Source organism: Pontibacter coccineus, assembly GCF_030546575.1.
GTDB classification, from domain to species: domain Bacteria; phylum Bacteroidota; class Bacteroidia; order Cytophagales; family Hymenobacteraceae; genus Pontibacter; species Pontibacter coccineus.
Genome location: NZ_JAUOTN010000004.1, coordinates 32,039 through 54,147, shown reverse-complemented (window position 1 = coordinate 54,147; position 22,109 = coordinate 32,039). Strand labels below are relative to the sequence as shown.

21 protein-coding genes and 1 tRNA gene are annotated in these 22,109 nt (G+C 54.1%); 7 read left to right on the top strand and 15 right to left on the bottom strand.

Annotated elements, in window-relative coordinates:
* Positions 1-75 precede the first annotated feature (75 nt).
* Positions 76-453 carry a hypothetical protein gene (locus Q4E40_RS10160; RefSeq protein WP_303411935.1) on the top strand — a complete coding sequence of 126 codons (378 nt, stop codon included), beginning with the start codon at positions 76-78 and terminating at the stop codon, positions 451-453.
* Positions 454-616: 163 nt separating this feature from the next.
* Here the strand turns inward: Q4E40_RS10160 and Q4E40_RS10155 are convergent, their stop codons facing one another.
* Both Q4E40_RS10155 and Q4E40_RS10150 read right to left on the bottom strand, forming a co-directional pair.
* Positions 617-1,252 (bottom strand): thioredoxin family protein, encoded by a 636-nt coding sequence (locus Q4E40_RS10155; protein ID WP_303411934.1) that lies wholly within the window; start codon positions 1,250-1,252, stop codon positions 617-619.
* 9 nt (positions 1,253-1,261) lie between these two features.
* Positions 1,262-1,759 carry a TlpA family protein disulfide reductase gene (locus Q4E40_RS10150; RefSeq protein ID WP_303411932.1) on the bottom strand — a complete coding sequence of 166 codons (498 nt, stop codon included), beginning with the start codon at positions 1,757-1,759 and terminating at the stop codon, positions 1,262-1,264.
* A 115-nt stretch (positions 1,760-1,874) separates the two neighbouring features.
* Between Q4E40_RS10150 and Q4E40_RS10145 the strand changes: the two genes are divergently transcribed.
* Positions 1,875-2,432, top strand: coding sequence for a type 1 glutamine amidotransferase domain-containing protein (locus Q4E40_RS10145; RefSeq protein WP_303411931.1), 558 nt, complete (start codon positions 1,875-1,877; stop codon positions 2,430-2,432).
* A gap of 77 nt (positions 2,433-2,509) precedes the next feature.
* Here Q4E40_RS10145 and Q4E40_RS10140 read toward each other — a convergent pair whose 3' ends face one another.
* The 3 genes from Q4E40_RS10140 to Q4E40_RS10130 all read right to left on the bottom strand — a co-directional run bounded on the left by Q4E40_RS10140 (position 2,510) and on the right by Q4E40_RS10130 (position 4,712).
* On the bottom strand, positions 2,510-3,058 hold the full coding sequence (locus Q4E40_RS10140; protein WP_303411930.1) for a DUF6992 family protein: 549 nt from the start codon (positions 3,056-3,058) through the stop codon (positions 2,510-2,512).
* A 124-nt stretch (positions 3,059-3,182) separates the two neighbouring features.
* Positions 3,183-3,905 (bottom strand): YceI family protein, encoded by a 723-nt coding sequence (locus Q4E40_RS10135; RefSeq protein WP_303411928.1) that lies wholly within the window; start codon positions 3,903-3,905, stop codon positions 3,183-3,185.
* 177 nt (positions 3,906-4,082) lie between these two features.
* On the bottom strand, positions 4,083-4,712 hold the full coding sequence (locus Q4E40_RS10130; RefSeq protein WP_303411927.1) for a porin family protein: 630 nt from the start codon (positions 4,710-4,712) through the stop codon (positions 4,083-4,085).
* A gap of 559 nt (positions 4,713-5,271) precedes the next feature.
* Between Q4E40_RS10130 and Q4E40_RS10125 the strand changes: the two genes are divergently transcribed.
* Positions 5,272-6,174 (top strand): histone deacetylase family protein, encoded by a 903-nt coding sequence (locus Q4E40_RS10125; RefSeq protein ID WP_303411926.1) that lies wholly within the window; start codon positions 5,272-5,274, stop codon positions 6,172-6,174.
* A gap of 2 nt (positions 6,175-6,176) precedes the next feature.
* On the opposite strand, the gene Q4E40_RS10120 is transcribed toward Q4E40_RS10125, so the two are convergent.
* From Q4E40_RS10120 to Q4E40_RS10100, 5 genes are all read right to left on the bottom strand, one after another.
* On the bottom strand, positions 6,177-6,389 hold the full coding sequence (locus Q4E40_RS10120; RefSeq protein WP_303411924.1) for a hypothetical protein: 213 nt from the start codon (positions 6,387-6,389) through the stop codon (positions 6,177-6,179).
* A 23-nt stretch (positions 6,390-6,412) separates the two neighbouring features.
* Positions 6,413-6,589 (bottom strand): hypothetical protein, encoded by a 177-nt coding sequence (locus tag Q4E40_RS10115; protein ID WP_303411922.1) that lies wholly within the window; start codon positions 6,587-6,589, stop codon positions 6,413-6,415.
* Between the two features lie 39 nt (positions 6,590-6,628).
* On the bottom strand, positions 6,629-7,330 hold the full coding sequence (locus Q4E40_RS10110) for a methyltransferase domain-containing protein (protein ID WP_303411921.1): 702 nt from the start codon (positions 7,328-7,330) through the stop codon (positions 6,629-6,631).
* A complete protein-coding gene (locus Q4E40_RS10105) occupies positions 7,311-8,432 on the bottom strand; it encodes a type III polyketide synthase (protein ID WP_303411920.1) in 1,122 nt (373 codons plus the stop codon). Before Q4E40_RS10105 ends, Q4E40_RS10110 begins: the two co-directional genes overlap by 20 nt.
* Before the next feature lie 182 nt (positions 8,433-8,614).
* The gene (locus Q4E40_RS10100; RefSeq protein ID WP_303411919.1) at positions 8,615-9,724 is read right to left on the bottom strand and encodes an NAD(P)/FAD-dependent oxidoreductase; all 1,110 of its coding nucleotides are present in this window, start codon (positions 9,722-9,724) and stop codon (positions 8,615-8,617) included.
* 194 nt (positions 9,725-9,918) lie between these two features.
* Here Q4E40_RS10100 and Q4E40_RS10095 point away from each other — a divergent pair, with 194 nt between their 5' ends.
* Positions 9,919-10,254, top strand: coding sequence for a T9SS type A sorting domain-containing protein (locus tag Q4E40_RS10095; RefSeq protein ID WP_303411917.1), 336 nt, complete (start codon positions 9,919-9,921; stop codon positions 10,252-10,254).
* Between the two features lie 71 nt (positions 10,255-10,325).
* On the opposite strand, the gene Q4E40_RS10090 is transcribed toward Q4E40_RS10095, so the two are convergent.
* Both Q4E40_RS10090 and Q4E40_RS10085 read right to left on the bottom strand, forming a co-directional pair.
* A complete protein-coding gene (locus Q4E40_RS10090) occupies positions 10,326-10,661 on the bottom strand; it encodes a hypothetical protein (RefSeq protein WP_303411915.1) in 336 nt (111 codons plus the stop codon).
* 148 nt (positions 10,662-10,809) lie between these two features.
* Positions 10,810-10,884: transfer RNA gene (locus tag Q4E40_RS10085), tRNA-Arg, on the bottom strand.
* Positions 10,885-11,214: 330 nt separating this feature from the next.
* Here Q4E40_RS10085 and Q4E40_RS10080 point away from each other — a divergent pair.
* Positions 11,215-12,510 (top strand): hemolysin family protein, encoded by a 1,296-nt coding sequence (locus Q4E40_RS10080; RefSeq protein ID WP_303411914.1) that lies wholly within the window; start codon positions 11,215-11,217, stop codon positions 12,508-12,510.
* 136 nt (positions 12,511-12,646) lie between these two features.
* Here Q4E40_RS10080 and Q4E40_RS10075 read toward each other — a convergent pair whose 3' ends face one another.
* Positions 12,647-13,927, bottom strand: a complete 1,281-nt coding sequence (locus tag Q4E40_RS10075) for a Pycsar system effector family protein (protein WP_303411913.1) — start codon at positions 13,925-13,927, stop codon at positions 12,647-12,649.
* Positions 13,928-14,279: 352 nt separating this feature from the next.
* Between Q4E40_RS10075 and Q4E40_RS10070 the strand changes: the two genes are divergently transcribed.
* Positions 14,280-18,089: a metallophosphoesterase gene (locus Q4E40_RS10070; RefSeq protein WP_303411911.1), complete on the top strand. Its 3,810-nt coding sequence runs from the start codon at positions 14,280-14,282 to the stop codon at positions 18,087-18,089.
* Positions 18,090-18,169: 80 nt separating this feature from the next.
* Complete coding sequence (locus Q4E40_RS10065; RefSeq protein WP_303411909.1) at positions 18,170-19,219, top strand: DUF6268 family outer membrane beta-barrel protein; 1,050 nt, start codon at positions 18,170-18,172, stop codon at positions 19,217-19,219.
* Positions 19,220-19,295: 76 nt separating this feature from the next.
* On the opposite strand, the gene ppk1 is transcribed toward Q4E40_RS10065, so the two are convergent.
* Together ppk1 and Q4E40_RS10055 are read right to left on the bottom strand one after the other, a co-directional pair.
* A complete protein-coding gene (ppk1, locus tag Q4E40_RS10060) occupies positions 19,296-21,398 on the bottom strand; it encodes a polyphosphate kinase 1 (RefSeq protein WP_303411908.1) in 2,103 nt (700 codons plus the stop codon).
* Between the two features lie 93 nt (positions 21,399-21,491).
* Positions 21,492-21,986, bottom strand: a complete 495-nt coding sequence (locus Q4E40_RS10055) for a SixA phosphatase family protein (RefSeq protein WP_303411907.1) — start codon at positions 21,984-21,986, stop codon at positions 21,492-21,494.
* Positions 21,987-22,109 lie beyond the last annotated feature (123 nt).

Sequence of the window (22,109 nt, the reverse complement as noted above, 5' to 3'; positions counted from 1 at the left end):
AACAGCACTTTCACCCGATAGAGCGACGTGTGGCACAACCAATAAAGACCATCATCCAGGTATAACATTACAAAAATGAAGTACAAAATTGTTGAAAACTCCCTCTTCGCGCGCATTGCCCGCCTGGTGCTCAAAAGCAGCAATGTGGCCATGGTGTTGGGCAAAACCATACACCTGAGCGGCGTGAAACGTGATGGCTTTTTGAAGGACAGCGGCTGGGTGGCGCACGAGCTTTGCCATGTCCGGCAGTTTCAGGAACATGGCTACCTGCGCTTCCTGTGGCTATACCTGCGCGAGTCGATGCGGGTGGGGTACTGGAACAACAAGTACGAGGTCGAAGCCCGCATTGCCGGCCTGAAAGGAGCGCGCGATGTTCTGATCGCTGAAAAAGCAGACAGCTCGATCAATCCGACCGAGCTGCCTATACCTGCTGATGTGAAAAAAGAAAGCTGAAATAGGGATCAGGTATCACGTAGCACGACTTTTGGGGTTGCCAAAAGACTTTCTGTAGACAGGTGTCGCAGCTTCGACAAAAATCCCTTATTAAATAGTCCTTTTCAGATACTCTCTGAAGGTATCCTGATACGCGTGTCGTGATACGTGATACGAATCCAGCCTACGCTTCGCGCCACTTAATGGTGCAGCCGATTGCCTTGGTGTTGGGCTGGCTCACGGCTTTACCGGCTACCAGTTCGTTGAGGGCGGCTTCGGCGTATTTCTTCTGTACCTTCCCCGGCTCACGCGAGTTATCGTCTATGGTGCCGATATAAGCTACTTTGAACGTGCCGTCCTTTTGCTTTTGCACCACATAGAGGTGCGGCGTGCGCGTGGCACCGTAGGCCTTGGTGATTTCCTGTGTTTCGTCGTGCACATACGGGAACGGGAATTTCTTCTCTTTGGCGCGCACCTGCATGTGTTTGTAAGAGTCCTTTGGCGATTCCTTCACATCGTTGGGGTTGATGGCGATAACAGGATAGCCTTTCGGCGCATACTTGTTGTGCAGGTCGATGATACGGTCTTCGTACGCGACGGAGTAGGGGCAGGTGTTGCAGGTAAAGGTCACAATAAAGCCCTTGGCATCTTTGTAGTTGGCCATCGAGATCATCTTGCCATCCACATTCTTCAACTTAAAGTCGCGGGCCGTGTCGCCAACCTGGTAGCCGGCGTTGTTGGAGGCAGGTATAGCTGCCATCAGCACGCCCACCAACAGCAGGCAGGCCATGTAAAGGAACGGTAGTCGGTTATTCTTCATAGTGATGGATTATGGTTTATACTTGGTGATCAGTTCCTGCAGTTCCTTTTCAGAGATTTCGCGCTCGATGAACTCGTATTGCCCGCGCTTGTTGTTAAAAAACATGGTGGCAGGTATAGCACCCGACCACTTGGGCTCGATGCGGTCAATCCACGTGTTGCCGTCGGGCTCGTCGAGCAGGTATAGCCGCGACTGCAGCTTGCGCTTCTGCACAAAAGGCAGCACCCGCTTCTCCTTGTCTTGCACGGCATCCATGCTCACCAGAATCACCCGCACGGGCTGGTCTTTGTATTGGGCGTGAGCGGCCTCAAAATAAGGCATTTCCTTGATGCAGGGCTTGCACCACGTGGCCCAGAAGTTCACCACATACAGCGTGTCGTGCGGTGCCTGGCGCAGTTCCTGCAACTGGTCGAATTTGATGGTGGTGACGGTCTGCGCCTGCGTTGCCACGCTGGTCAGCAAGGCAATGGTTAACAGTAAGATAAGTTGCTTCAGGTATACGGTCATGGCTCTATAACGAAACGGGGAACAGCCCTATTGCTGCGAATGCTTTCTAACAATTTGCCCTCCAAACCGTTTTGAATAAGCAATACGCATGTTAAACTATAAAAACCAACTTAGAATGGCTAATAATCTGAAAGGAAAAAAGATAGCGATAGTAGTAACTGATGGATTTGAGCAGGTGGAACTGACCGAGCCGAAAAAAGCCCTGGAAGAGGCCGGCGCTGAAACTCACCTCATTGCCTTGAAAGAAGGCGAAGTGAAAGGCTGGAACTACACGGATTGGGGCGACAAATTCAAAGTCGACAAAACCATCGACCAAGTGAACGCCGACGATTACAATGCCCTGCTGCTGCCCGGCGGCGTGATGAGCCCCGACAAGCTGCGCGCCAACGAGAAGGTGGTGCGTTTTGTGAGCAGCTTCATGGAAAGCGGCAAGCCCGTCGCCGCCATCTGCCACGGCCCCTGGACGCTGATCGAGACGGGTAAGCTACAGGGCAAGAAAATGACCAGCTACCATACCTTGAAGACCGACCTGAAAAACGCCGGTGCCGAGTGGGTGAACCAGGAAGTGGTAGTGGACAATGGTCTGATCACGAGTCGCAAACCCGACGATATACCTGCCTTCAGCAAAAGGATTGTGGAGGAATTTGCCGAAGGCCGCCACGAGCCGCGTTAGGCAAGTACTTAAGAAAACAAAAACCGCCGCGCCGTACCTCAACAGGTATAGCGCGGCGGTTTTTTATGGGTTATACCTTAGCCCTGTATGAGGGGAAGCAGCTGTTCGGCATGGCCCTCCAGCAGCACTACCAACGTAACATCCAGCGCCAGCAGAAACAGCGCCTGCAGCGTGATGGCTTGGCCATAGCCCAGGTATTGCTCCGCCTTTGGCGAACTCAGGGATTTTTCCTTCATGTAGGCCGCCAGCATCAGAAAAGCCAGGTCCAGGCCAATGCTCAGGTATAGGAGCTTCAGGTTCCAGGAGTGGAAGGCCACCGTTTCAGGCAAAGTGCGCCCGCCCGCGTCCGCTGACAGGATGTAATACAGCGCACCGCCCGCTATGATCATGTTTACGATGTTCCAGTAGATGTTCATCTGGAAAAAGTAACGCTTGTTGCGCGACGACTTGGTGAGTTTGATGCTACTGATCAGGATATTTATCAATGCCCAGACCCCCAGTGCCAGCATCCCGAACTTCAGCGTCTCTGCCTGTTTTAAGTTAATTGCCGCTGCGGCGCTGCCCTGGGCACTGGCCGTGAGGCAAAGTAGCAAAAGAGGCAACAGGCAAAGGTATTTTCTCATCATATGCGCACAAATGGTTTGTGTAGGAACGTACTGCGGGTGAGTTTAGCATAAGCGGGCCGGAATAAATGCAGGAACAGTACAATTGCTGTAACGCAACTATACCCCTAAGTGTTTGCTGGCTAGCTTATTGGCGGTAGGCCACTATGTCCAGTCCAATATTGACGGCCGGGTAAATTGTCCTGTTCCCCAGCGACTTATCGGACCCGTAGGTGAGCTTCCAGTGCGTGCGGTCGATGTTGAAGTTGGCCTGGGCGCGCAGCACCGAGTCTTCCAGTTGAATGCGGGCAGGGAAGCTGATGCTCTTGGTGATATCCTTTATGGTGAGGTTGCCTGTCACTTTGTAGTTGGGGTTTTGGATGCGCATCCGTTTTGTTTTGCCGTCGGGGGCGGGCGTTTCCTGTCGCTCCGTACTGTCAAAGGGGGCGATGGTGGTGATCACAAAGGAGGCGTGGGGGTGCTCCTCCACGGCGAAAAATTCGGCGGAGCGCAGGTGGTTTGTCAGCTTCACGTTCCCTGCTCCGTCAATCGACCTGTCATCCGATCGCGCATTCGCCATGTCGAAGACCGCCTTTCCACCACGTGGCTCGCCGTTGTGCAACGTGACCGAGCCCTCCCTGATGGGTATAAGGCCATTGTGGCGGCCTGTCACTTTCGCGCCTATCCATATCACCGTACTCATGGCTGTGTCGATCTGAAACACCTGGTCAGGATTGACCGGAGCCAGAAAGTGCACGGCTGCGCCTATCTCTGCTTCGTCCGTTTTAACAGTGGTGTCGCAGGCCGTTCCGGCAATAGCCAGCAGGGCCCAAAGCAGGGTATAGAGCGGTTGCAGTCTGTGCGTGTTCATAAGTATAGGCGCTGTGCCTGGCAACACAGGGGTGATTTTTTCGCATGATCCCAGTATTATAAAATACGGCATGTAAAGCCAAAGGTCTGAAACAGAACGCTCTATACCTGCGCTTAAAACAAAACAGGGACCTGCTGCCAGGTCCCTGAATCGGGGATGTCGGAGGAGGCGAACTCCTTAAAAGCCGACGCCCAGGTATACCTGGAAAACACCGTGCTTTAGATCCTGGCTGATCTTCTTCCCCTCGTTATTTTCTTTGCGAAGGTCCTCCAGCCCCAGATTATACCTGGCACCCAGCCTGAAAATGCTCAGACGCGCCTCGGCTCCGGCCGCCAGGCCGTAGGCGAAGGTGTTCAACGGCTCTATGCTCACTTCCGTATCATCTTCCTTGGCTGACATCAGCACGCCTACCTGCGGGCCGAGGTGCACACTCACAGTCTCAGTGATGTTAAACACGGCCAGAATCGGCACTTCCAGGTAGTCGAAGCGGAAAGTGGAGTCGTTGCGCTCAATGCCTTTGCGGGAGTAAAGCGCTTCTGGTTGTATAGAGAACGTATTGCCCAGCGAAAACTGGGTATACACACCGGCATGGAATGTGGTGAGGCCTTTGAAATTGCCTAGCACATCTGCGTCGCTGCCGCGGAGGGTGGCAAAGTTCACCCCGCCTTTAATGCCGAAGCCCGCATTCCTGCCGATATCGCTAAACAGGTTATGATTCTGCTGCCCTGTCGAGGGGCCGTACTCCGTCTGCGCAAAGGCGCTGGCTGAGATCAGAAAAGCAATGAAGAGTAGTATGGGGTGTTTCATGGTGTTGGCTGGTTGGTTTTTTTGAATTCGACGGAAGGCCTGGTGAAGGCGAGTCTTCATATACGAATTACTATATATCGTTTTTGAAAAGTAAAAGTTGCATTCGCCAGGTATACAGGCTCACAGGTATAGCTTTGGGCTTGCTGAAGTTTAAGCGGGATTACGCCTTTATTGGACTGCTCCAAGTATAGGCGCTACAGAAAGAGCTACTCCATACGGGGTGTTGAGATTAAAATTTACCTGAAATTAACATGGAGTTAACATGAAATAGTGGATAATTCACGCTAATCAACATAGTTATCCACATTTTTCCACATTCTGAATGGGCATTTGTGGGCAATTATATAGGGTTTCATGAATTTATGCACCGGTGTGCATAGGGTGCTTTACATAATGTTGTGCGCACATAATTGCACTGAAAATCAGGTATAAGCAAGGTGCAAGCCGTTGATATAGAAGTTCGGATGCAGCCTGTAGAAGGCAGGTATAGGAACTTGCTCAAAAGGAAAATGGGGTGGTGGATAAACCAGACACGGGGTATAAATGTTAATTTTACGCTATGTTGAAAATTGCCTGGTCCGAGATATTCGCCCATTCCCTGCCCGAAGGCCATCGCTTTCCGATGGCCAAGTACGACTTGTTGCCCGAGCAGTTGCTATACGAAGGCACTATCACCCAAGACAACCTGTTTGCCCCCGAGCCGCTCCAGGAACAGTACATCCTCGACACCCACGACGCCGCATACTGGCAGCGCCTGCGCAACCTGGAGCTGAGTCCGTCGGAGATCCGCAAAACAGGCTTTCCGCTATCAGAGCAATTGGTGCAGCGGGAGGTGGTGATCATGAACGGCACGCTGCAGGCATCCCTGTTCGCGCTGGAGTTCGGCATCGGGATGAACGTAGCCGGCGGTACGCACCATGCTTTCACGGACAGGGGAGAGGGCTTCTGCCTGCTCAACGACATTGCCATTGCGGCTAACCACCTGCTCAGGTATAGGGGCATCAAAAAAGTGCTGGTAGTGGACCTGGACGTGCACCAGGGCAACGGCACGGCGCAGATTTTCCGGAACGAGCCCCGGGTATTCACCTTTAGCATGCATGGCGGGCATAACTACCCTTTCCACAAAGAGCGGTCGGATCTGGACGTGCCGCTGGCGGAGGGCACAGATGATAAAACGTACCTGAAATTATTAGGAGAGCACCTACCGCGGCTGCTGGATGAGCAGGAGCCCGATTTTGTGTTTTTTCAGTCGGGGGTGGATGTGCTGGCCACGGACAAACTGGGGAAGCTGGGCATGAGCATAGCCGGCTGCAAGGAGCGCGACCGCTTGGTGCTGGAGGCCTGCGCACGCCACCGTATACCTGTCACGGTGAGTATGGGCGGGGGCTACTCCAAACAGATCGCACACATTGTTGAGGCGCATGCCAACACCTTCCGGCTGGCGCAGCAGCTCTTTTTCTAAGCCTACGGTCTGGACTTTAGCTTGTCGTCTTCGCTCTTGCCTTTCGCGCCAGGAAGCAGCAGCTTGAGCAGGATGTAAACGATCGGGGCCAAGACAAGTACCAGAATCGCAAACAGGGCAATCTTGAGCACCTTTATAAAAATAGAGACAACGAGTGCTGAGATAATGATGGAGACGATAAAGAGGATCCAGAAATTAAGCTTGCTTTTGTTCATGTTTAAAGGGTTAAGTGAGCGATTCAGCCATACCTGTCGCGGGCGTGCCGCAGCACCAGGTATACAGCCGGTAGCAGGGTAGCCATCAGGGCCAGTGCCAGCCATACGTTCGTCACCAACTCGCGGGACCAGGCGAAATAAAACGCCGCGGCAGCCAGCAGTACCGAGAGCAGGTAAGGCACGTTGATCCGTCGCATCATAAGGGAGTAGGTTGGTATACCCAGTTAAGGTACTAATTGTTAGGCTTTTTTCAAAAGCAGCTGCCACCGGAATGCCCACATCCAGCGCAGGCTATACCTGTCTATACCTGCCTGTTGTACCAATCGGCCCAGTTCTTCCCGCCGGAAAGCCCGCCATACCGAAAGGGGCGCATCATGCCTGACCAGGTGCGAACCTGAAAAGACCTTTGTGAGCCACTTGATGGAGTGATACGCCAGCCAGTGCCGGTGCAGGTCGTTGACGATAACGGCTATACCTGCCTGCCGGTGCAGTTGCCGGAACATACTCACAAGTTGCTCGTCGGTGAAGTGATGACAGAAGAGGCTGCAAACGATGATGTCATACCGCTGCCGCTGAAAACTTTCCGAAAACACATCGTGTTGCTCCAGCACTATTTCAGGGAAACCGCCGCAGCGCTGCCGGGCGTAGCGCACCATAAAGTCGTTGGCGTCTATACCTGTGAGCTGCATAGGAATGTTTTTGCGGCGGGCCCACTTGGCAATGTGGCGCAGTGTGTCGCCTCCTCCGCAGCCGATGTCGGCCAGGCGCAAAGGGCGTCCTGTATACCCATCCAACAGCTGCTCCAGGGCGTCGAGCACTACTTTATACCCACCGAGCCAGGTGTTGATCACTTCCAGTTCCTCAAGGTTGTGCCGCAGCTCCTCACCCGACAGGCTGAGGTCGTCCATCAGTTCGGCTTGGTTAGACCGTTGCTTCAGCATAGTGCACCTTCAGTAACATCGATTCCAATGTCAGGCCGGGGCCAAAGGCAAAGCTCAGCACCGGCTCGTCTTTTTCCTGCGTGGTCAGGCTCGCCATCAGCTCCTTTAGCACAAACAGCACCGTCGCCGACGACATGTTGCCGAACTCGTGCAGCACCCGGTAGGCAAAGCGGTTGTCGTTGCGTGTCATGCCCAGTTCCTCCTCAATTACCTCCAGGATGCGGCGCCCGCCGGGGTGTATGGCAAACAGCTTGATTTCCGACACGGTGGTACGGAGCCCCTGCAACAAGCGCTCGGTGAGTTGCTTGATACCGTTTTTGATCAGGTCGGGCACGTAGGAGGAGAGGGTCATCTCAAAGCCGGTATTGCCAATGTGCCAGGCCATTTCGCGCTTGCCAGCCGGCGCCAGGTCGCAGTGGAAGGACTGCAGCTCGAGGCTCACTTCCGGGCAGGGTTGCCCCTGCATGAGCACCGCCGCCGCGCCATCGCCAAACAGCGCATTCGACACCAGATGGTCCTGCTCCGGGTTCTTCTGGAAATGGATGGTGCAGATTTCGGTGCACACCAGCATTACTTTGGCGCCCGGGTCGGCTTTGCAGATGGCGTCGGCCAGTTTGATGGCGTTGAAAGCCGCGTAGCAGCCCATGAAGTTTACAGCCGTGCGCTGCACACAGGAGTTCAGTTCGAGTCGCTCTACCAGTTCAATATCGAGACCAGGCGCATACATGCCGGTGCAGCTCACGGTGATCAGGTGGGTCAGGCTCTGCAGGGAGGTATTGCTCACCTGGTCCAGGCAATTGCGCACCGCCTGCTCCGACAGGTCAAGGGCATGCGTGCGGTATACCTTCATGCGCTGCTGCACGGTGGGGAAAGGCTCCAGGTCGGGGGTGTTGGGGAAGAAGGTATAGTCGCCGTTCTGGCGGACAAAGTCTTCGAGCACGCTGTAGCGCTGCCCTATACCTGACACACGGTAAAGTGCCTTGAGTTTGCGGCTTCCCTGTTCATCGAGCTGGTGGGCCGCGGCCATAAAGTCGGCCACCTGCATCTGCGGCATTTTGTTGGGGGGATTAGCCGTGCCGATACCGCATATATAGCTTTTCATAAGCTGGTGTCCGTTCTAAGAATTTGTTTCAGAGCAATAGGGGTGCTATACCTGCGTCGTGCCTGTCAGTCATAAGCATAGCAGCAACAGGCAAGCGATCATTATGTTTGTGCTTTTCCCTTCAGAAAATGCAGCCACAGGTTTGGATAAGTACGAAAGCGGCCGTTTTAAGATGTACAGGATTAGAAAGGCCGCCCGTGGGTTTGGCGCATGATCAGGCGCACAGCTGCCGGCAGGTAACGCAGTGTGCCCACTGCCACCTCCGAGAGCAAAGGATTGCCAAACAGTCGCTGCACCGCACGGCCCAGCTGCAGGCGGCGCTGAAACTGCTTTTCCCAGGCCAGGGTATAGCCTCTTTCCAGGGCCTGGCGGTTGCGGCCGTTTTCGAAGTAATGTACCACCTGCTCTGCCGCCAGCTTGCCCGCGTGGATGGCCATGGCCATGCCGTTGCCGCAGAGCGGGGTAATCATGCCGGCCGCGTCGCCGCACATCAGCATATGGTTTTCCACGCAGGTTTTAGTGGCGAAGGAGATTTCATTGATGACCTCCGGTTGCTCATACAGAAACTCGGCCTCAGCAAAGATGCGGTGCAGGTGCGGGTTCTGCTGCAAAACAGCCTGCTCCATGGCAGGTATAGACCCATGCCGGCGCAGGTTCTCGCGCGTGGTGAGGTAGCAGAAGCAGTAGCGCCCGTCCTCAACGGCCGATATGCCGGCATAGCCATCCTGAAAATTGTGAAGTGCGATGAGGTCAGCAGGCATGTCGAGGCGCAGGTGGTACTTGACGCCAATGTAAGGGGAACGTTTTGCAAAGAATGAGCGACTGAGTTGCCGGTCGAGGGTGCTGCGCTTGCCATACGCGCCCAACGCCACCTCAGCAGCAAGCGTGTCGCCGTCTGATAATTTAAGGGTGAACAGGTTGTCTGCAAACTGCACATCCTGCACCGCCGTCTGTAGCCGTACCTGCACTCCTTTCGCCAGGGCCACCTGGTACAGAAAGTGATCGAAGGTATAGCGGCTCACACCGAACCCGCCCAGGTCGAGCGGCGAATCCAGCACAACGCCCTTGGGCGAAGTGAGCCTGAAGCGGGAGATCGGGGCAGGTCGAAGTGCCGCCGGGTCGGCTCCGATAGCGCGCAGATAAGGCAGCACTTCGTTCGAGACATACTCGCCGCATACCTTATGCAAAGGGTAGGATTTTTTTTCGATCAGCGTCACAGAAAGTCCTTGGTTGGCCAGCGCGATAGCACTGGTCAGTCCGGCAAGCCCCCCTCCGATAACGGCTATCTGCATAATTGACAGGCAATATGTTTTAAGTCCAAAAAAACTTTCTGTTATTTGGTGAAAGCATCTGATTTGGTGCGTAAAATGCAAGAACAAATTATTGCTCCGAACGTTAACAATATGGAACAACTTTTGTATATACTCAGAAGGACAAAATCTTAATTTTCAATATGAAGCAAATTATACTTACTTTCTTTTTCTCTATGGCAGTTTTACTGGCAGATGCCCAGGTACGTGACCCCGTTCCCGTGCAAACTGACACACAGAATAAGAGCCTGGAGCAACAGGAAAAAGAGGTTGCTATTTATCCTAACCCCAACAACGGAGTTTTTACGATTTCGTTTGCCCAGCTTAACACCCAGCAGGTGGAGTTGCGCATTTTGAATGTGATTGGAAACGAAGTGTATCAGGAAGTGATCAGCCGCCCCGACATTCATACGACCAAGACCGTAGACCTGACCCGGCTTGCCAAGGGGCTGTACTATGTTAAGATTGAGGCTGATGGCTACAGTTCCGTCAGACGGGTTGTAGTTAAATAAGGAAACCTATATAAAACAAGAAAGGCCGCTCTTCACACAGAGCGGCCTTTCTTGTTTTATGCCTAAGCGGATTATTCCGGCAGGATGGCTTTGGATACGAAACCGGTATAAGCGGCGGTGTCGCGGTGCACGCGGGCTTTCACAAACATAACATCGGAGGTGTCGAGCACCTGAATGACCTGCGTGGTGTCGAAGTGGAGCAGGCTGGCCGCCTGAAAGCTGGCTGTTCTGTATACCTCCCCGCCCATCAGGGGCCTGGTCGCATACAGCACATCTACAGGGAGCTCCCCGGTCTCGCTGGCTACGGTAGCTTCCGAACCGTCCACCTCCATGCTCCTCTGTTCGCTATTGCAGGCAGTAAGGCTGGCAAAGATAGCCAGCATGCATACAGTTAAAGTTGTTTTCATGGTGTAAAAGAGTGGCTTCAGCTCCAAGATAACGAATAAAATATAAAATCTAAAATATAGTGACTTTGCGAAGTAACTCTGACTCTTACTATTAAGACGAGCAAGTGGGGTTTAGTTCCCTGATCACGCCGAAAAACAACTCTTAAAATGGTGGCCCTGAGCAGAATCGAACTGCTATCTAAAGTTTAGGAAACTCCTATTCTATCCATTGAACTACAGGGCCTTATGTATTTTATGCCTGGCTGGTTTTTTCAGCCCACTTTTACCTCTGTCTGTAAAAATGTTGTACACTGTGTGTTACACGCCTTCCACGGTTACAGCCTGGCATCACTTAAGGTCAGTTGCTGATTGTGCAAAGATAACTTTTATGGTTACATCATAAAAGGCGTATTGCGTTTAAATAAAGTATGATATACACATGTGAGAAACCACCTGCCGTTAACAGTAGTCTTCACTGAGGAGATTTACTTAAATTAGCGCCGTTCTTTATACTCTTTTCATTGCAGAAGGTATAAAGGCAGATAATTCATTTCTCTCACTACCCGACATCCCAATGGAAATTGTCATTCTAATACTCCTGACCCTGCTGAACGGCTTCTTCGCCCTGTCAGAGCTATCCATTATCTCCGTTAACAGAAACAGGATTATGAACAAAGCAAAGCAGGGAAGCAAAAATGCGGAAACCGTTTTGCAGCTGCTTGAATCGCCGGAGAATTTTCTGTCAGCCATACAGGTCGGTATCACGCTTATCGGCATCGTGTCCGGTGCGTACGGTGGGGCCGCCCTGTCCGATGATGTCAGGCAGTGGCTGGGAGGTATAGATTTTCTGGCACCCTACGCCGATACGCTTTCCATCGTGCTGGTGATAGGACTTATCACTTACTTCACCATCGTGATCGGGGAGCTGATACCCAAAACCGTTGCGCTTGGCAATGCCGACAACATCGCCCTTTTTGTAGCGCCCATCATCAAGGTGTTCACCATTGTTACCCAGCCACTGGTTAAGCTGCTCTCAGGGTCCACTAACCTGGTCATTAAAGTGCTCGGCATTAAGGAGCCTTCGGAAGAGAAGATGTCGGAAGAGGAACTCCGGCAGATCATCAAGACGGCGGGCAAGCAGGGCATTCTGGCGAAGGAGGAAATCCAGCTGCACCAGAACATTTTCACTTACTCGGAGCAGCGCGCCAAGAACCTGCGCACGCACCGCATGGATGTGGAGTACATCGACATCAATCAGCCCATCGAAGCCATCAGGGATATGATTCAGCACAGCGCGCACTCTAAATTTCCGGTGGGCGATGGCAGCTTCGATAAGATCATCGGGATACTGACGGCAAAGCGCTTCTATGAGTATCTGGCGGAGAATAATGGGGAGCCGCTGCAAAGTGTCCTGCAGCCGCCCATTTACATCCCCGAAACAATGATGGTAAGCGTGGTGCTGAACATTTTCAAAAAGCAGAAGCAATACTTGGGCATTGTAGTGGACGAATACGGCTCGAGCGAGGGGATCATCACGCTGCACGACATACTTGAAGCCATTGTGGGAGACATTCCGGACGTGGACGAGCACGATGAACCAGATGTTGTGAAAAGAGATGATGGGTCACTTCTGGTGAACGGCTCTATGGAAATCTATGACCTAAACCGGGAACTGAGGCGGGAAGTAATACCCAAAGATGCCGACAACTACGTAACGCTGGCCGGGTTCATTTCCTATGAGCTGGACAAGCTCCCTGTCACGGGCGACAAGTTTCAGATCAGCGGCTATGAATTTGAGATAGTGGACATGGACGGCTTCAGGGTGGACAAGGTTATCTTAAAACCCATTGAAAGCGCAGAAACATCTTAGCCAAAATCGGCAAACTACCCTAATCTTTAAAAAAAGAGAGCCTGGCAACTGTTGCCGGGCTCTCTTTCTGTTTTACACTATTCGGTCTGGTATCGTGCTTCGCTAACCTGCACAGGCTTTAGCTTATACCTACCATTTACCTGTTGGTCTGCTCCTGCGGGGCTTGCTCCTGTGCGGCTGGTTCTTGTGGGGTTTGTTCCTGCGTGGTCGGTTCCAGCATAGGTTCGTCGTACAGGGCAATGGAGATGCCGAAGGCGATCACGGTCAATATGAGCCCTACCATAAAAATAGAGTAGGAAACGCGCAGGATCTTATACTTGCGGCTCAGCACCTCACCCAGGTAATAGATGTCGGTGATCATGTTCGTGTAAAGCGATTGTTTGTCGCGCATGATCTCGTGCATACCGTTCTGAAAATCCTCCAGCGGTATATTGGTGAAGTTTCCGAAGAAGAGCAGGTTTACCTTTTTGCTGTTGATCTGTTTCCGGTTAAAAGTGAAACTTGTCACCTCCGGCTGCGCCGAAATAATGGCGAAGATCACCGAGCCAAGCGTGGTGAGCAGCAACGTGCCCACTGGTATGAGCAGCGAACGGTGCTGGGCAAACTCAGCCCCTGTGATGGAGGTCTTGGTGCTCAGGTAAGTAATGATCACGGACATGATGATGGCGTTGAGGCTGATCATCATGTTGGCCTTGTTATCGGCGATGGCGCTCAGGTTGAGGTGCGTGCGGTAGGTGTTGCGGAACATGGTTTCGATGCCGCGCTTGGGCTGGGCCAGTGTCTCGCGCTGCTCCTTTTCCTCCTTCTTCAGCTTCTTCGACTCCTTCTGCAACTGGTTGCGCTGCTCCTGTATGTTCAGGCCGAGCTGCTCGGCATATTTGTGCTGGGCCTTGGCGGTGTAGAAGGTGGTGGAGAGCAGGAACTCCATCTGAAACTGCGCCCACTCCTGATCCGTGAAAAACTTGTCTTTGAAGATCTCCCACTCCACACGCAGCAGCTCGGCTGTGGCAAAAAAGGTTTCTTTGCCGATGTTGGCCATGTCTGCATCCACGATCACCTCCTGCAGCAGGGACTGGGGTTTAATGCCGTGCCTGGTGGCCATGATGCAATCGGTTACACGGGCAATGCGCTCGGGCGGGTAGTTCTTCTCCTCTAGCCAGGAAGTGGCGTAGCCTACGCTTTCTTCCTCATGTCCGTCATAGGCTTTGATATAACCCGTGTCATGAAACCAGGCGGCCAGCTCCAAGTCCTGCAGTTCCTCCGGGCTCAAACCGTACAGTTCGCCCAGTTGCCGGGTTTCGTTGGCAGTCTCGAAGGTGTGTTTGTAATTGTGGTAGACAAGCTTCTTGGACAGCTGCTCCTTAAAAAGCCTGAAAACGTACTCACTGGCTTGCTTGACGATATCTTGTTCTTCCATAACGGTGTCTGCCGCCATTGTCAGGGAGCTCTGCAAGTAGTGCACAGTTGTGAGCGGCGGTTGTAGGTATGCTATTATTCTTTTGCCGTTACGGTGAATACCGCTTTTTGTTGAAAGGGCCGGCCACAACGCACACTATGCCCTATATAGTAAAGCAAAAACTTAATGCAGCTGCCCTACGTTACTTATCTCAGCCCTGCCGTAGCCCCAATGCTAATTCAGGCGCTGCTACCAACCATGCACTACCAAACCCAACCATCGCTTTTACGGCAGCAACCTTATCGCCAGACGATGTGCTGTGGCCGGCACACTTGCTTTTGCTAGACAGGACACCCCGTACACACCGAATTTTATGAAAAACCGTCTTCACCTTATACCCCTTATCCTGCGCCCCCTGGCTGTAGGCCTTTTCTTAGTGCTCTTGCAAGCCTGTGCTACCCAAAAACCTTACTACAGCCGCGATGTGCTCAACTGGCAGCAAACCGAGCCCAAAGCTGGCAACAAGCTAAACTACACCGTTTTCCTCATCGGCGATGTGGGCGCGCCTGACCTGAAGCAGCAGGAGCCTTCGCTTAAGCTCATGAAAAAGCAGATGAGCGAAGCCGGCGCACAAAGCACGACCATCTTTCTGGGTGACAACGTGTACCACAACGGTCTGCCCGAGCCCGGGCGCTACGACCGGGAAGTGTCGGAGCAGCGCCTCAACGCCCAGCTCGATGTGCTGCGGGGCTACCAGGGCGAAAAATACATGATTCCGGGCAACCACGACTGGAACCACAGCGGCCGCGGCGGGCTCGAGTTTGTGGTGCGCCAGCAGAACTATGTGAACGAGTACCTCACCGAAGAGGGCATTGTGGTAGGCGGTGACTTCTATGTGCCGGGCGATGGCTGCCCGGGTCCTTATGAAGTGAAGATCAGCGATGACCTTGTGCTGATTGCTCTGGACTCTGAATGGTGGCTGCACCCCTGGGAGCGCCCTTACGGAGCGGGCAGCAACTGCTGGGCATCCACAGAGGCCGACTTCCTGGTGAAGCTGGAAGACATTATAGAAAAGCACCAGGGCTCCAACATCGTGGTGGTAGCGCACCATCCTTTGTTCACGCGCGGTAACCATGGCGGATTCTTCACGCTGAAAGACCACGTTTTCCCGCTCACCATGCTACGCGACTGGATCTACCTGCCGTTGCCCGTCATCGGGTCCATTTACCCGTTTGCCCGCAAGTACGGTGGCATCCTGCAGGACATTCCGCACCCGCGCTACAACGCTTACATCGAGGGGCTACTCAACATCTTTGATAAGTATGATAACATCGTGTACGCTGCCGGGCACGAACACTCGCTGCAGCATTTCAAGCATAACAAGCTGGCCCACATTGTCAGCGGATCAGGCTGTAAGATACAGCACGTGAAGGGTGGCGGTAATGCCATGTATACCCACCAGGTGAAGGGCTTTGCCAAGTTGATGTATTATGAGAACGGGGAAGCCTGGGTGGAATACTGGAAGCCGGAAGGCGACGGTTCAGAGGGCACCATGACCTTCCGGACGCCGCTCTACGCCAAAGAGCCGCGCCGCAAGCGGTCCACGATTGTGGACGAAACCAACTATGCCGACAGCACCATAGTAGTGGCTGCCAACGATAGCTATACTGCCAGGGGGCTGCGCCGCACCATGCTGGGCGACCACTACCGCCGCGAGTGGGCCACGCCGGTGGAGGTGCCACTGCTGGACATGCGCAACGAGCTGGGCGGGCTCACGCCCTACCAGAAAGGGGGTGGCAAGCAAACGGCTTCGCTGAAAGTACGTAACCCCGACGCCCGTGAGTACACCCTGCGCACCGTCGACAAAGATCCGACCATGGCACTGCCGGAGTACCTGCGCCAGACCGCTGCCAAAGCCTTGCTGCAGGACCAGATCTCGGCCCAGCACCCCTACGGCGCGCTGGCTATACCTAGGCTGGCAGATGGCGCCGGCGTATTCCATACTAACCCGAAACTCGTGTTCATCCCGCAGACGCCTTACCTGCGCCAGTACATGGATGAGTTCAGCAACACACTGGCTTTTCTGGAAGAGGATGCCGACGAGAACCACGAGGATGTAAAGAGCCTAGGCTTTGCCGAGAACCTGGTGGGCACCGACAAGGTGCTGAAGGAACTGCGGCAGGACAACGACAACCAAGTGAACCAGCAAGAGTTTGTGCGCGCCCGCCTGTTCGATATGCTGGTGGGCGACTGGGACCGCCATGAGGGGCAGTGGCGCTGGAAAGAGGAGAAGACCGACAGCGGCAAGGTATACATTCCGGTGCCCGAGGACCGCGACCAGGTGTTCTTCAAAGCCGACGGAATTATACCCTGGCTGGCCACCCGGAAGTGGGGCGTGCGCAACGTCCAGAACTTCGGCCACGACTTCGACGACATTGTGGGGCTCAACCTGAGCGCGCTGACCATCGACCGCACCTTCACCTCGGCCATCACCCGGCAGGACTGGATCCGCATTGCCAAAGAGATACAGGCCGGCGTAACGGATCAGGTGATCGAGGAGGCCATCAACCAGTGGCCGGAAGAGGTGCGGGCTATCTCGGGCGAGGATATCAAAGCCAAACTGCGCTCACGCCGCGACAAGCTGCCGCAAGCGGCCGAAGCCTACTACGAGCACCTCGCCAAGATGGTGGATGTGGCCGGCAGCGATAAGCACGAGCACTTTGTGGTAAACCGATTGAATGATGAAGAAACTCATCTGACGGTATACAAGATCAACAAAGAAGGTGAGCTGCGCGACACACTTTACAAGCGCACCTTCTATACCCCTGAAACCAACGAGCTGCGCCTGTACGGGCAACGCGGCAAAGACATATTTGAAGTGAAGGGAGATGTGAACGATGGGATCGTGGTGCGTATTATCGGGGGCAACGACGAGGATGTGATCACCGACAACTCGCGTGTGGCCGGCATTAAACGGCACACGATCGTGTATGATACAGAAGAAGGCAATGTGTTCAGCTTCGGGCCTGAGACAAAAGTCCGTACCAGCATCAGTCCGGATGTGAATTTCTATGACCGGGACAATTACAAGCTGCCATACCTGGGGCCTCGGCTGTCGCTGGAGTACAACGTGGACGATGGCTTGTTTATAGGAGCAGGTATACTGGCCCGCACGCACAAGTTCCGCAAGTCGCCTTATGCTTCGGAGCACCTGCTGGAGGGCAATTACGCCTTTTACACAAACTCATTTAATGTGCGCTATACCGGCGATGTGCGGCAGGTGTTCGGCAACTGGAACATCGGTGTGAATGCAGCCATACAGGGACCGCAGTACCAGCGCAACTTCTACGGCTACGGCAACGACACCCGCCAGCAGGACAGCGAGGACGACTCCTTTTACCGCGTTCGGTTTAAGCGCGTGAACGTGGGCGCAACGCTCAACAACAACCTGGCCCCTTTCTTCAAAGTAGGTATAGGTCCTACTTACGATCGCTTCCGGGTGGTGAACTCCGAGCACGACACCTACCTAGTGAACGAGGCGCTAAGCGGTCGGATGGAGCCGGGCACCTACGACGTGGAGCAGGGCCGTTTCGAATCGCAGCACTATGTGGGCGTGATGGCATTTGCCGATATGGATGTGCTGGGAGAGGGCAACCAGAAGAACCCGCGCATCGGCATGCGCCTGCACAACCGCATGAGCTACAACAAGCAGACTGATGGGGAAAAATTAAGCTACACCAACATAAGCTCTGAGTTTGCCTTCTACCTGACCCCGAATTTTCCGTTTCAGCTCACCTGGGCGGGTCGTCTGGGGGCAGCGCATAACTTCGGCGACTTCCGCTTCTACCAGGCCAACACCCTGGGCGGCATGGACAATATGCGCGGCTACCGTCGCACCCGCTTTGCCGGCCGCAGCGCAATCTATGCCAACGCCGAAGCCCGCCTGTCGCTCCTGGACTTTAACCTATACCTGACGCCGGGCAGGCTCGGGGTGCTGGGCTTGTATGATGTGGGCCGCGTGTACCAGGACGGCGAACGCGATGCTGCCTTTTTCCGAAGCCTGCATACAGGTATAGGCGGTGGTGTGTGGGCCGACATCATGCAGAAGAACGTCATCGTGCTGACTTACGCCAAAGGCGATGTGGAACGGCTGTGGACATTAAGCTTCGGCTTTTTATTCTAAAAAAATCTTATGACGTATAGCAAAAAGTGCCTCAGTTATGGCACTTTTTGCATTTACCGCCATGTAATTAGCCACGAACTATGAAATTAACCCTACCTAAACTACTCCTTTTACCTTTGCTCCTGATAGGAGAACACGCACTGGCCCAGGAAACCGAACAGGACCTGTCCGATGTGCAAAAACAAACCAAAGAATACGCCAGCCCCGGCGTAAGGGGCATGGGCAAAAGCCGGGGCATTGTGATCGGCTATGAGCGCCTCCCGCAGTTCGACATCGAATCGGAGTCGGACAACCCGGAGATAGGCAACGGACGGGCGCGGGTACGGCGGCACAACAAGTTCTTTGTACGGGCACTGGCGCCTGTCATGAACAAGCCCAATACCAAGCTGATTCTGGGGATAGACCACAAGTTTGAGGAATTCAACTTTGAGAGCGTATCGCCTGCCTCTTACAGCCTGTACCGCAACCTGGAAGACAAAAACCTGAAGAGTCTGGGCCTGCAACTGGCTTTCCTGCATTCGTTTGACGAGGTGCGTTTTATATTGGTGCGCGCAAAGGGTGAGCTCAACGGTGACTATACCCGCGACAATGTCAACGTATCGGATTACCTGAAAACCACGGTAGACGTGGGCTATGGCTGGAAGCGCAGCCCTGACTTTGCCTGGGGCGTCGGTTTCCAGCTGGGCTATACCTTCGGGCGGCAGCGCCTCTACCCGGGCATCATCTACAACCGCACCTTCAACGACCGCTGGGGTGTGGAGTCCATCTTCCCGGCTAACCTGCGGGTGCGCTACAACGTGTCTGAAAAAACGCTCCTCTATACCGGCTACCGCATCGAAGGAGCCAGCTACAACCTCTACGCCAGCGAACCGCCGCTCTCGCAGTTCAACGACATCGAGCTGCGGCGCACCGACATCAAAGGCCTGTTGCGACTGGAGCAGGAGATATACGATTTTCTGTGGTTTGCCGTGGAAGGCGGGTTCCGGCAGTATTACCGCCACCGTGCTTTCGATGATGTAGGCTCACGCGACGAGCTGATCAAAAACACGCTGAAAGGAGCGGGCTACATAGGGATAGAGCTTTACGCGGTGCCACCCCGCAAGCTGCTCGAGCGTGCCCAGAACCGCTAAGAGACGAAGACATAGAAACAACAACGCCCGACTTGCAGGTATAGCGAGTCGGGCTTTGCTTTTATATCAGGTACAGTTACTTCGATTTCCGGGTCGGTTCCATTCCTTCGGGTATGAGCTTGCGCAAATACTCGTACGTGGCGTACTGCGACCGGATGTGGGTGGGGCTTACCTGCTCCACATAGCTGTTGTCGATGTCGCGGGCTTTGGTGTCGTCGGCGAGCTGCAGGTCAATGATTGTGCGCAACTGCTCCACCAGGTCTTTCTGCAGGATCGGGAAAGCCACTTCTACGCGTCGGCTCAGGTTGCGCGTCATCCAGTCGGCGGAGGCCACGAAGTACTCTTCCTTGCCGTCGTTGTGGAAGATGTATACCCGCGCATGCTCCAGGTAGCGATCCACGATGCTGCGTACCCGGATGTTTTCGCTGAGCCCCTCTACGCCCGGCACCAGGCAGCAGATGCCACGCACCAGCAGCTCGATCTTCACACCGGCCTGGCTGGCGGCGTACAGCTTCTTGATCATGCGCTCGTCCTGCAGGGCGTTCATCTTGAGGATCATGGACGCAGGCTTGCCTTTGCTGGCATTTTTTATTTCCCGGTTGATCAGGTCCACAAAACGGTCGCGCATGTTGATCGGGGCCATCAGCAACTTCTTGAATTTCTTGTCGAGCTGGCGATCGATGAAGAAGTTAAATACCTGCTCCACGTCCTGCGTGATGGTTTGGTTGGAGGTGAACAGGGCATGGTCGGCGTAAATTTTGGAAGTGTCTTCGTTGTAGTTGCCCGTGCTCAGGTAGGCGTAATTTACCAACTGGCCTTCTTCGTTGCGGGTGATCAGGCCCAGCTTGGTGTGCACTTTGAGGTCAGGAAGGCCCAGGATGACGTTGGCGCCGGCTTTCTGCAGTTTGCCAGCCCAAAAGATGTTCGATTCCTCGTCAAAACGGGCTTTGAGCTCCACCACCACGGTTACCAGTTTACCGCTCTTAGCCGCCTTCACCAGCGATTTGGCAATGGCCGAGTCCTCGGCTACGCGGTAGAGGGTGGCGCTCATGGCAGTCACCTTAGGGTCGTTGGCGGCCTCCTCAAAAAGGCGCAGCACGTAATCGAAGGACTGATAAGGGTAGTGCACCAGGTAGTCCTGCTTTTTCATGGCCTCAATCAGGCTCCCTTCCTTCTCTAAAAGCGGGTGCACCAAAGTAGGCTGCGGCGAGTACTTCAGGTCCGGCAGGTCAAAGTCGGGGAAGCCGAAGAAGTCGCGGAAGTTGTGGTACTTGCTGCCCTCCACCAGTTCATCTTCCGATATGCCGGTATGCGCCATGATGGCCTCCAGCATGGGTCTGGGCGTAACGGGGTCATAGAGTAGGCGGGCCGGATAGCCGGTTTCGCGTTTCTTCAGACTTTTCTGGATCTTCGCCATGAGACTTCCTGATACCTCCTCTTCTATATCCAGCTCAGCGTCGCGCGACACTTTCACGGCATGCGCCTCGAAGCGGCTATAATTCGGGTATAGGGCAGGCAGGCAGCAGCGGATCACATCGTCGAGGAACATCACGTAGCGCTGCTCATCCACCGTAGGCAGTTTTACAAAGCGCCCGCCGTGCTTCTTGGTGGGTATCTCGAGCATGGAGAAGCGCTCCGGCTTCAGGTCTTTCTCTTTTGGGTCGAAGAGTTGCACGCCCAGGTATACGGTCTGGTCTTTCAGGAAAAAGTGCGTCTCGGTGTCGTCCAGCAAAAGCGGCAGGATGTGGGGCTGTATGTGCTCGGCAAAGTATGTCTGCACCCACTTCTGCTGCCCTTTGTTCAGATCGTTTTCGGTAAGCAGGTGGATGTTCTGCTGGCGAAGATCAGCCAGGATGCCTCCCCTGAAAACTTCGCCGAACTCTTCCTGCTGGCGTTTCACCTCCTGCATCACCTGCTCAAAAGTATCGGCCGGGTCTTCGGACAGCTTGTCGCGGGTCTTCTTTTTGAGTTTGATGAGGCGCTTGAGTGTGGCCACGCGCACTTTGAAGTACTCGTCGAGGTTCGACGAGAAGATGGCCATGAACTTGATGCGTTCCAGTAGCGGCACAGTGCGGTCTTTCGCCTCCTGCAGAACGCGGTAGTTAAAGGCAAGCCAGCTAAGCTCACGGTTGATCAGCGGCGTGATGGTTGGTTTTTTATCTTCGGTATTAGTTTCCATGGTTTGGTTTGTTGCCCGGTGCGGGGCAATGGTGTAAAGGTATAGGCAGGGCGACCAGGTGTAGGGTTGTAGTGGCCACGCCGCTGTGCTGTGTTATTTGCTATTATTGGGCACTTCGTAAAACAAAAGCCCGGCATTGCTGCGGTTGATGTCGTACCAGCTTTCGCAGTCGAACCGAAGCGCGATTACCCCGGCTGTAGGCATGCTGGAGAGATGCTTGGGCGACAGCATGTTGGCAAACTCCGAGATGGCATCATTGTGGCCCACCATCATCATGCTGTCCACGTTAGCGGGTGCCTCGCGGACTATCTCCAGCAGTTCTGCCGCGCTGGCGCCATAAATACGGTCATCTATTGCAATGTCATCGGCATCGTAGTCGAGTTCGCGGGCCACCAGCGTGGCTGTAGTGATTGCCCGCACCGCAGGGCTTGACAGGATGAGCTGGATTTTGGCATTGTTGGCCACCAGTTCCTGCCCCATGAGCGGGGCATCCGTACGGCCGCGTTTGTTAAGAGGTCGGTCATGGTCGCTCAGCTCCTCGAACTTCCAGCTGGACTTGGCATGACGCATGATATATAAGGTTTTCATAAGGTGATTCTCTTTCAGAAAGGCATAACAGCACACCTGGTACATAGTGCGTCTGCTATACATGGTGTTTACTGAAAGCAGGAGAAAATAGTTGTGACGGGGGAGGGGAGTGGGTTAGTTGGA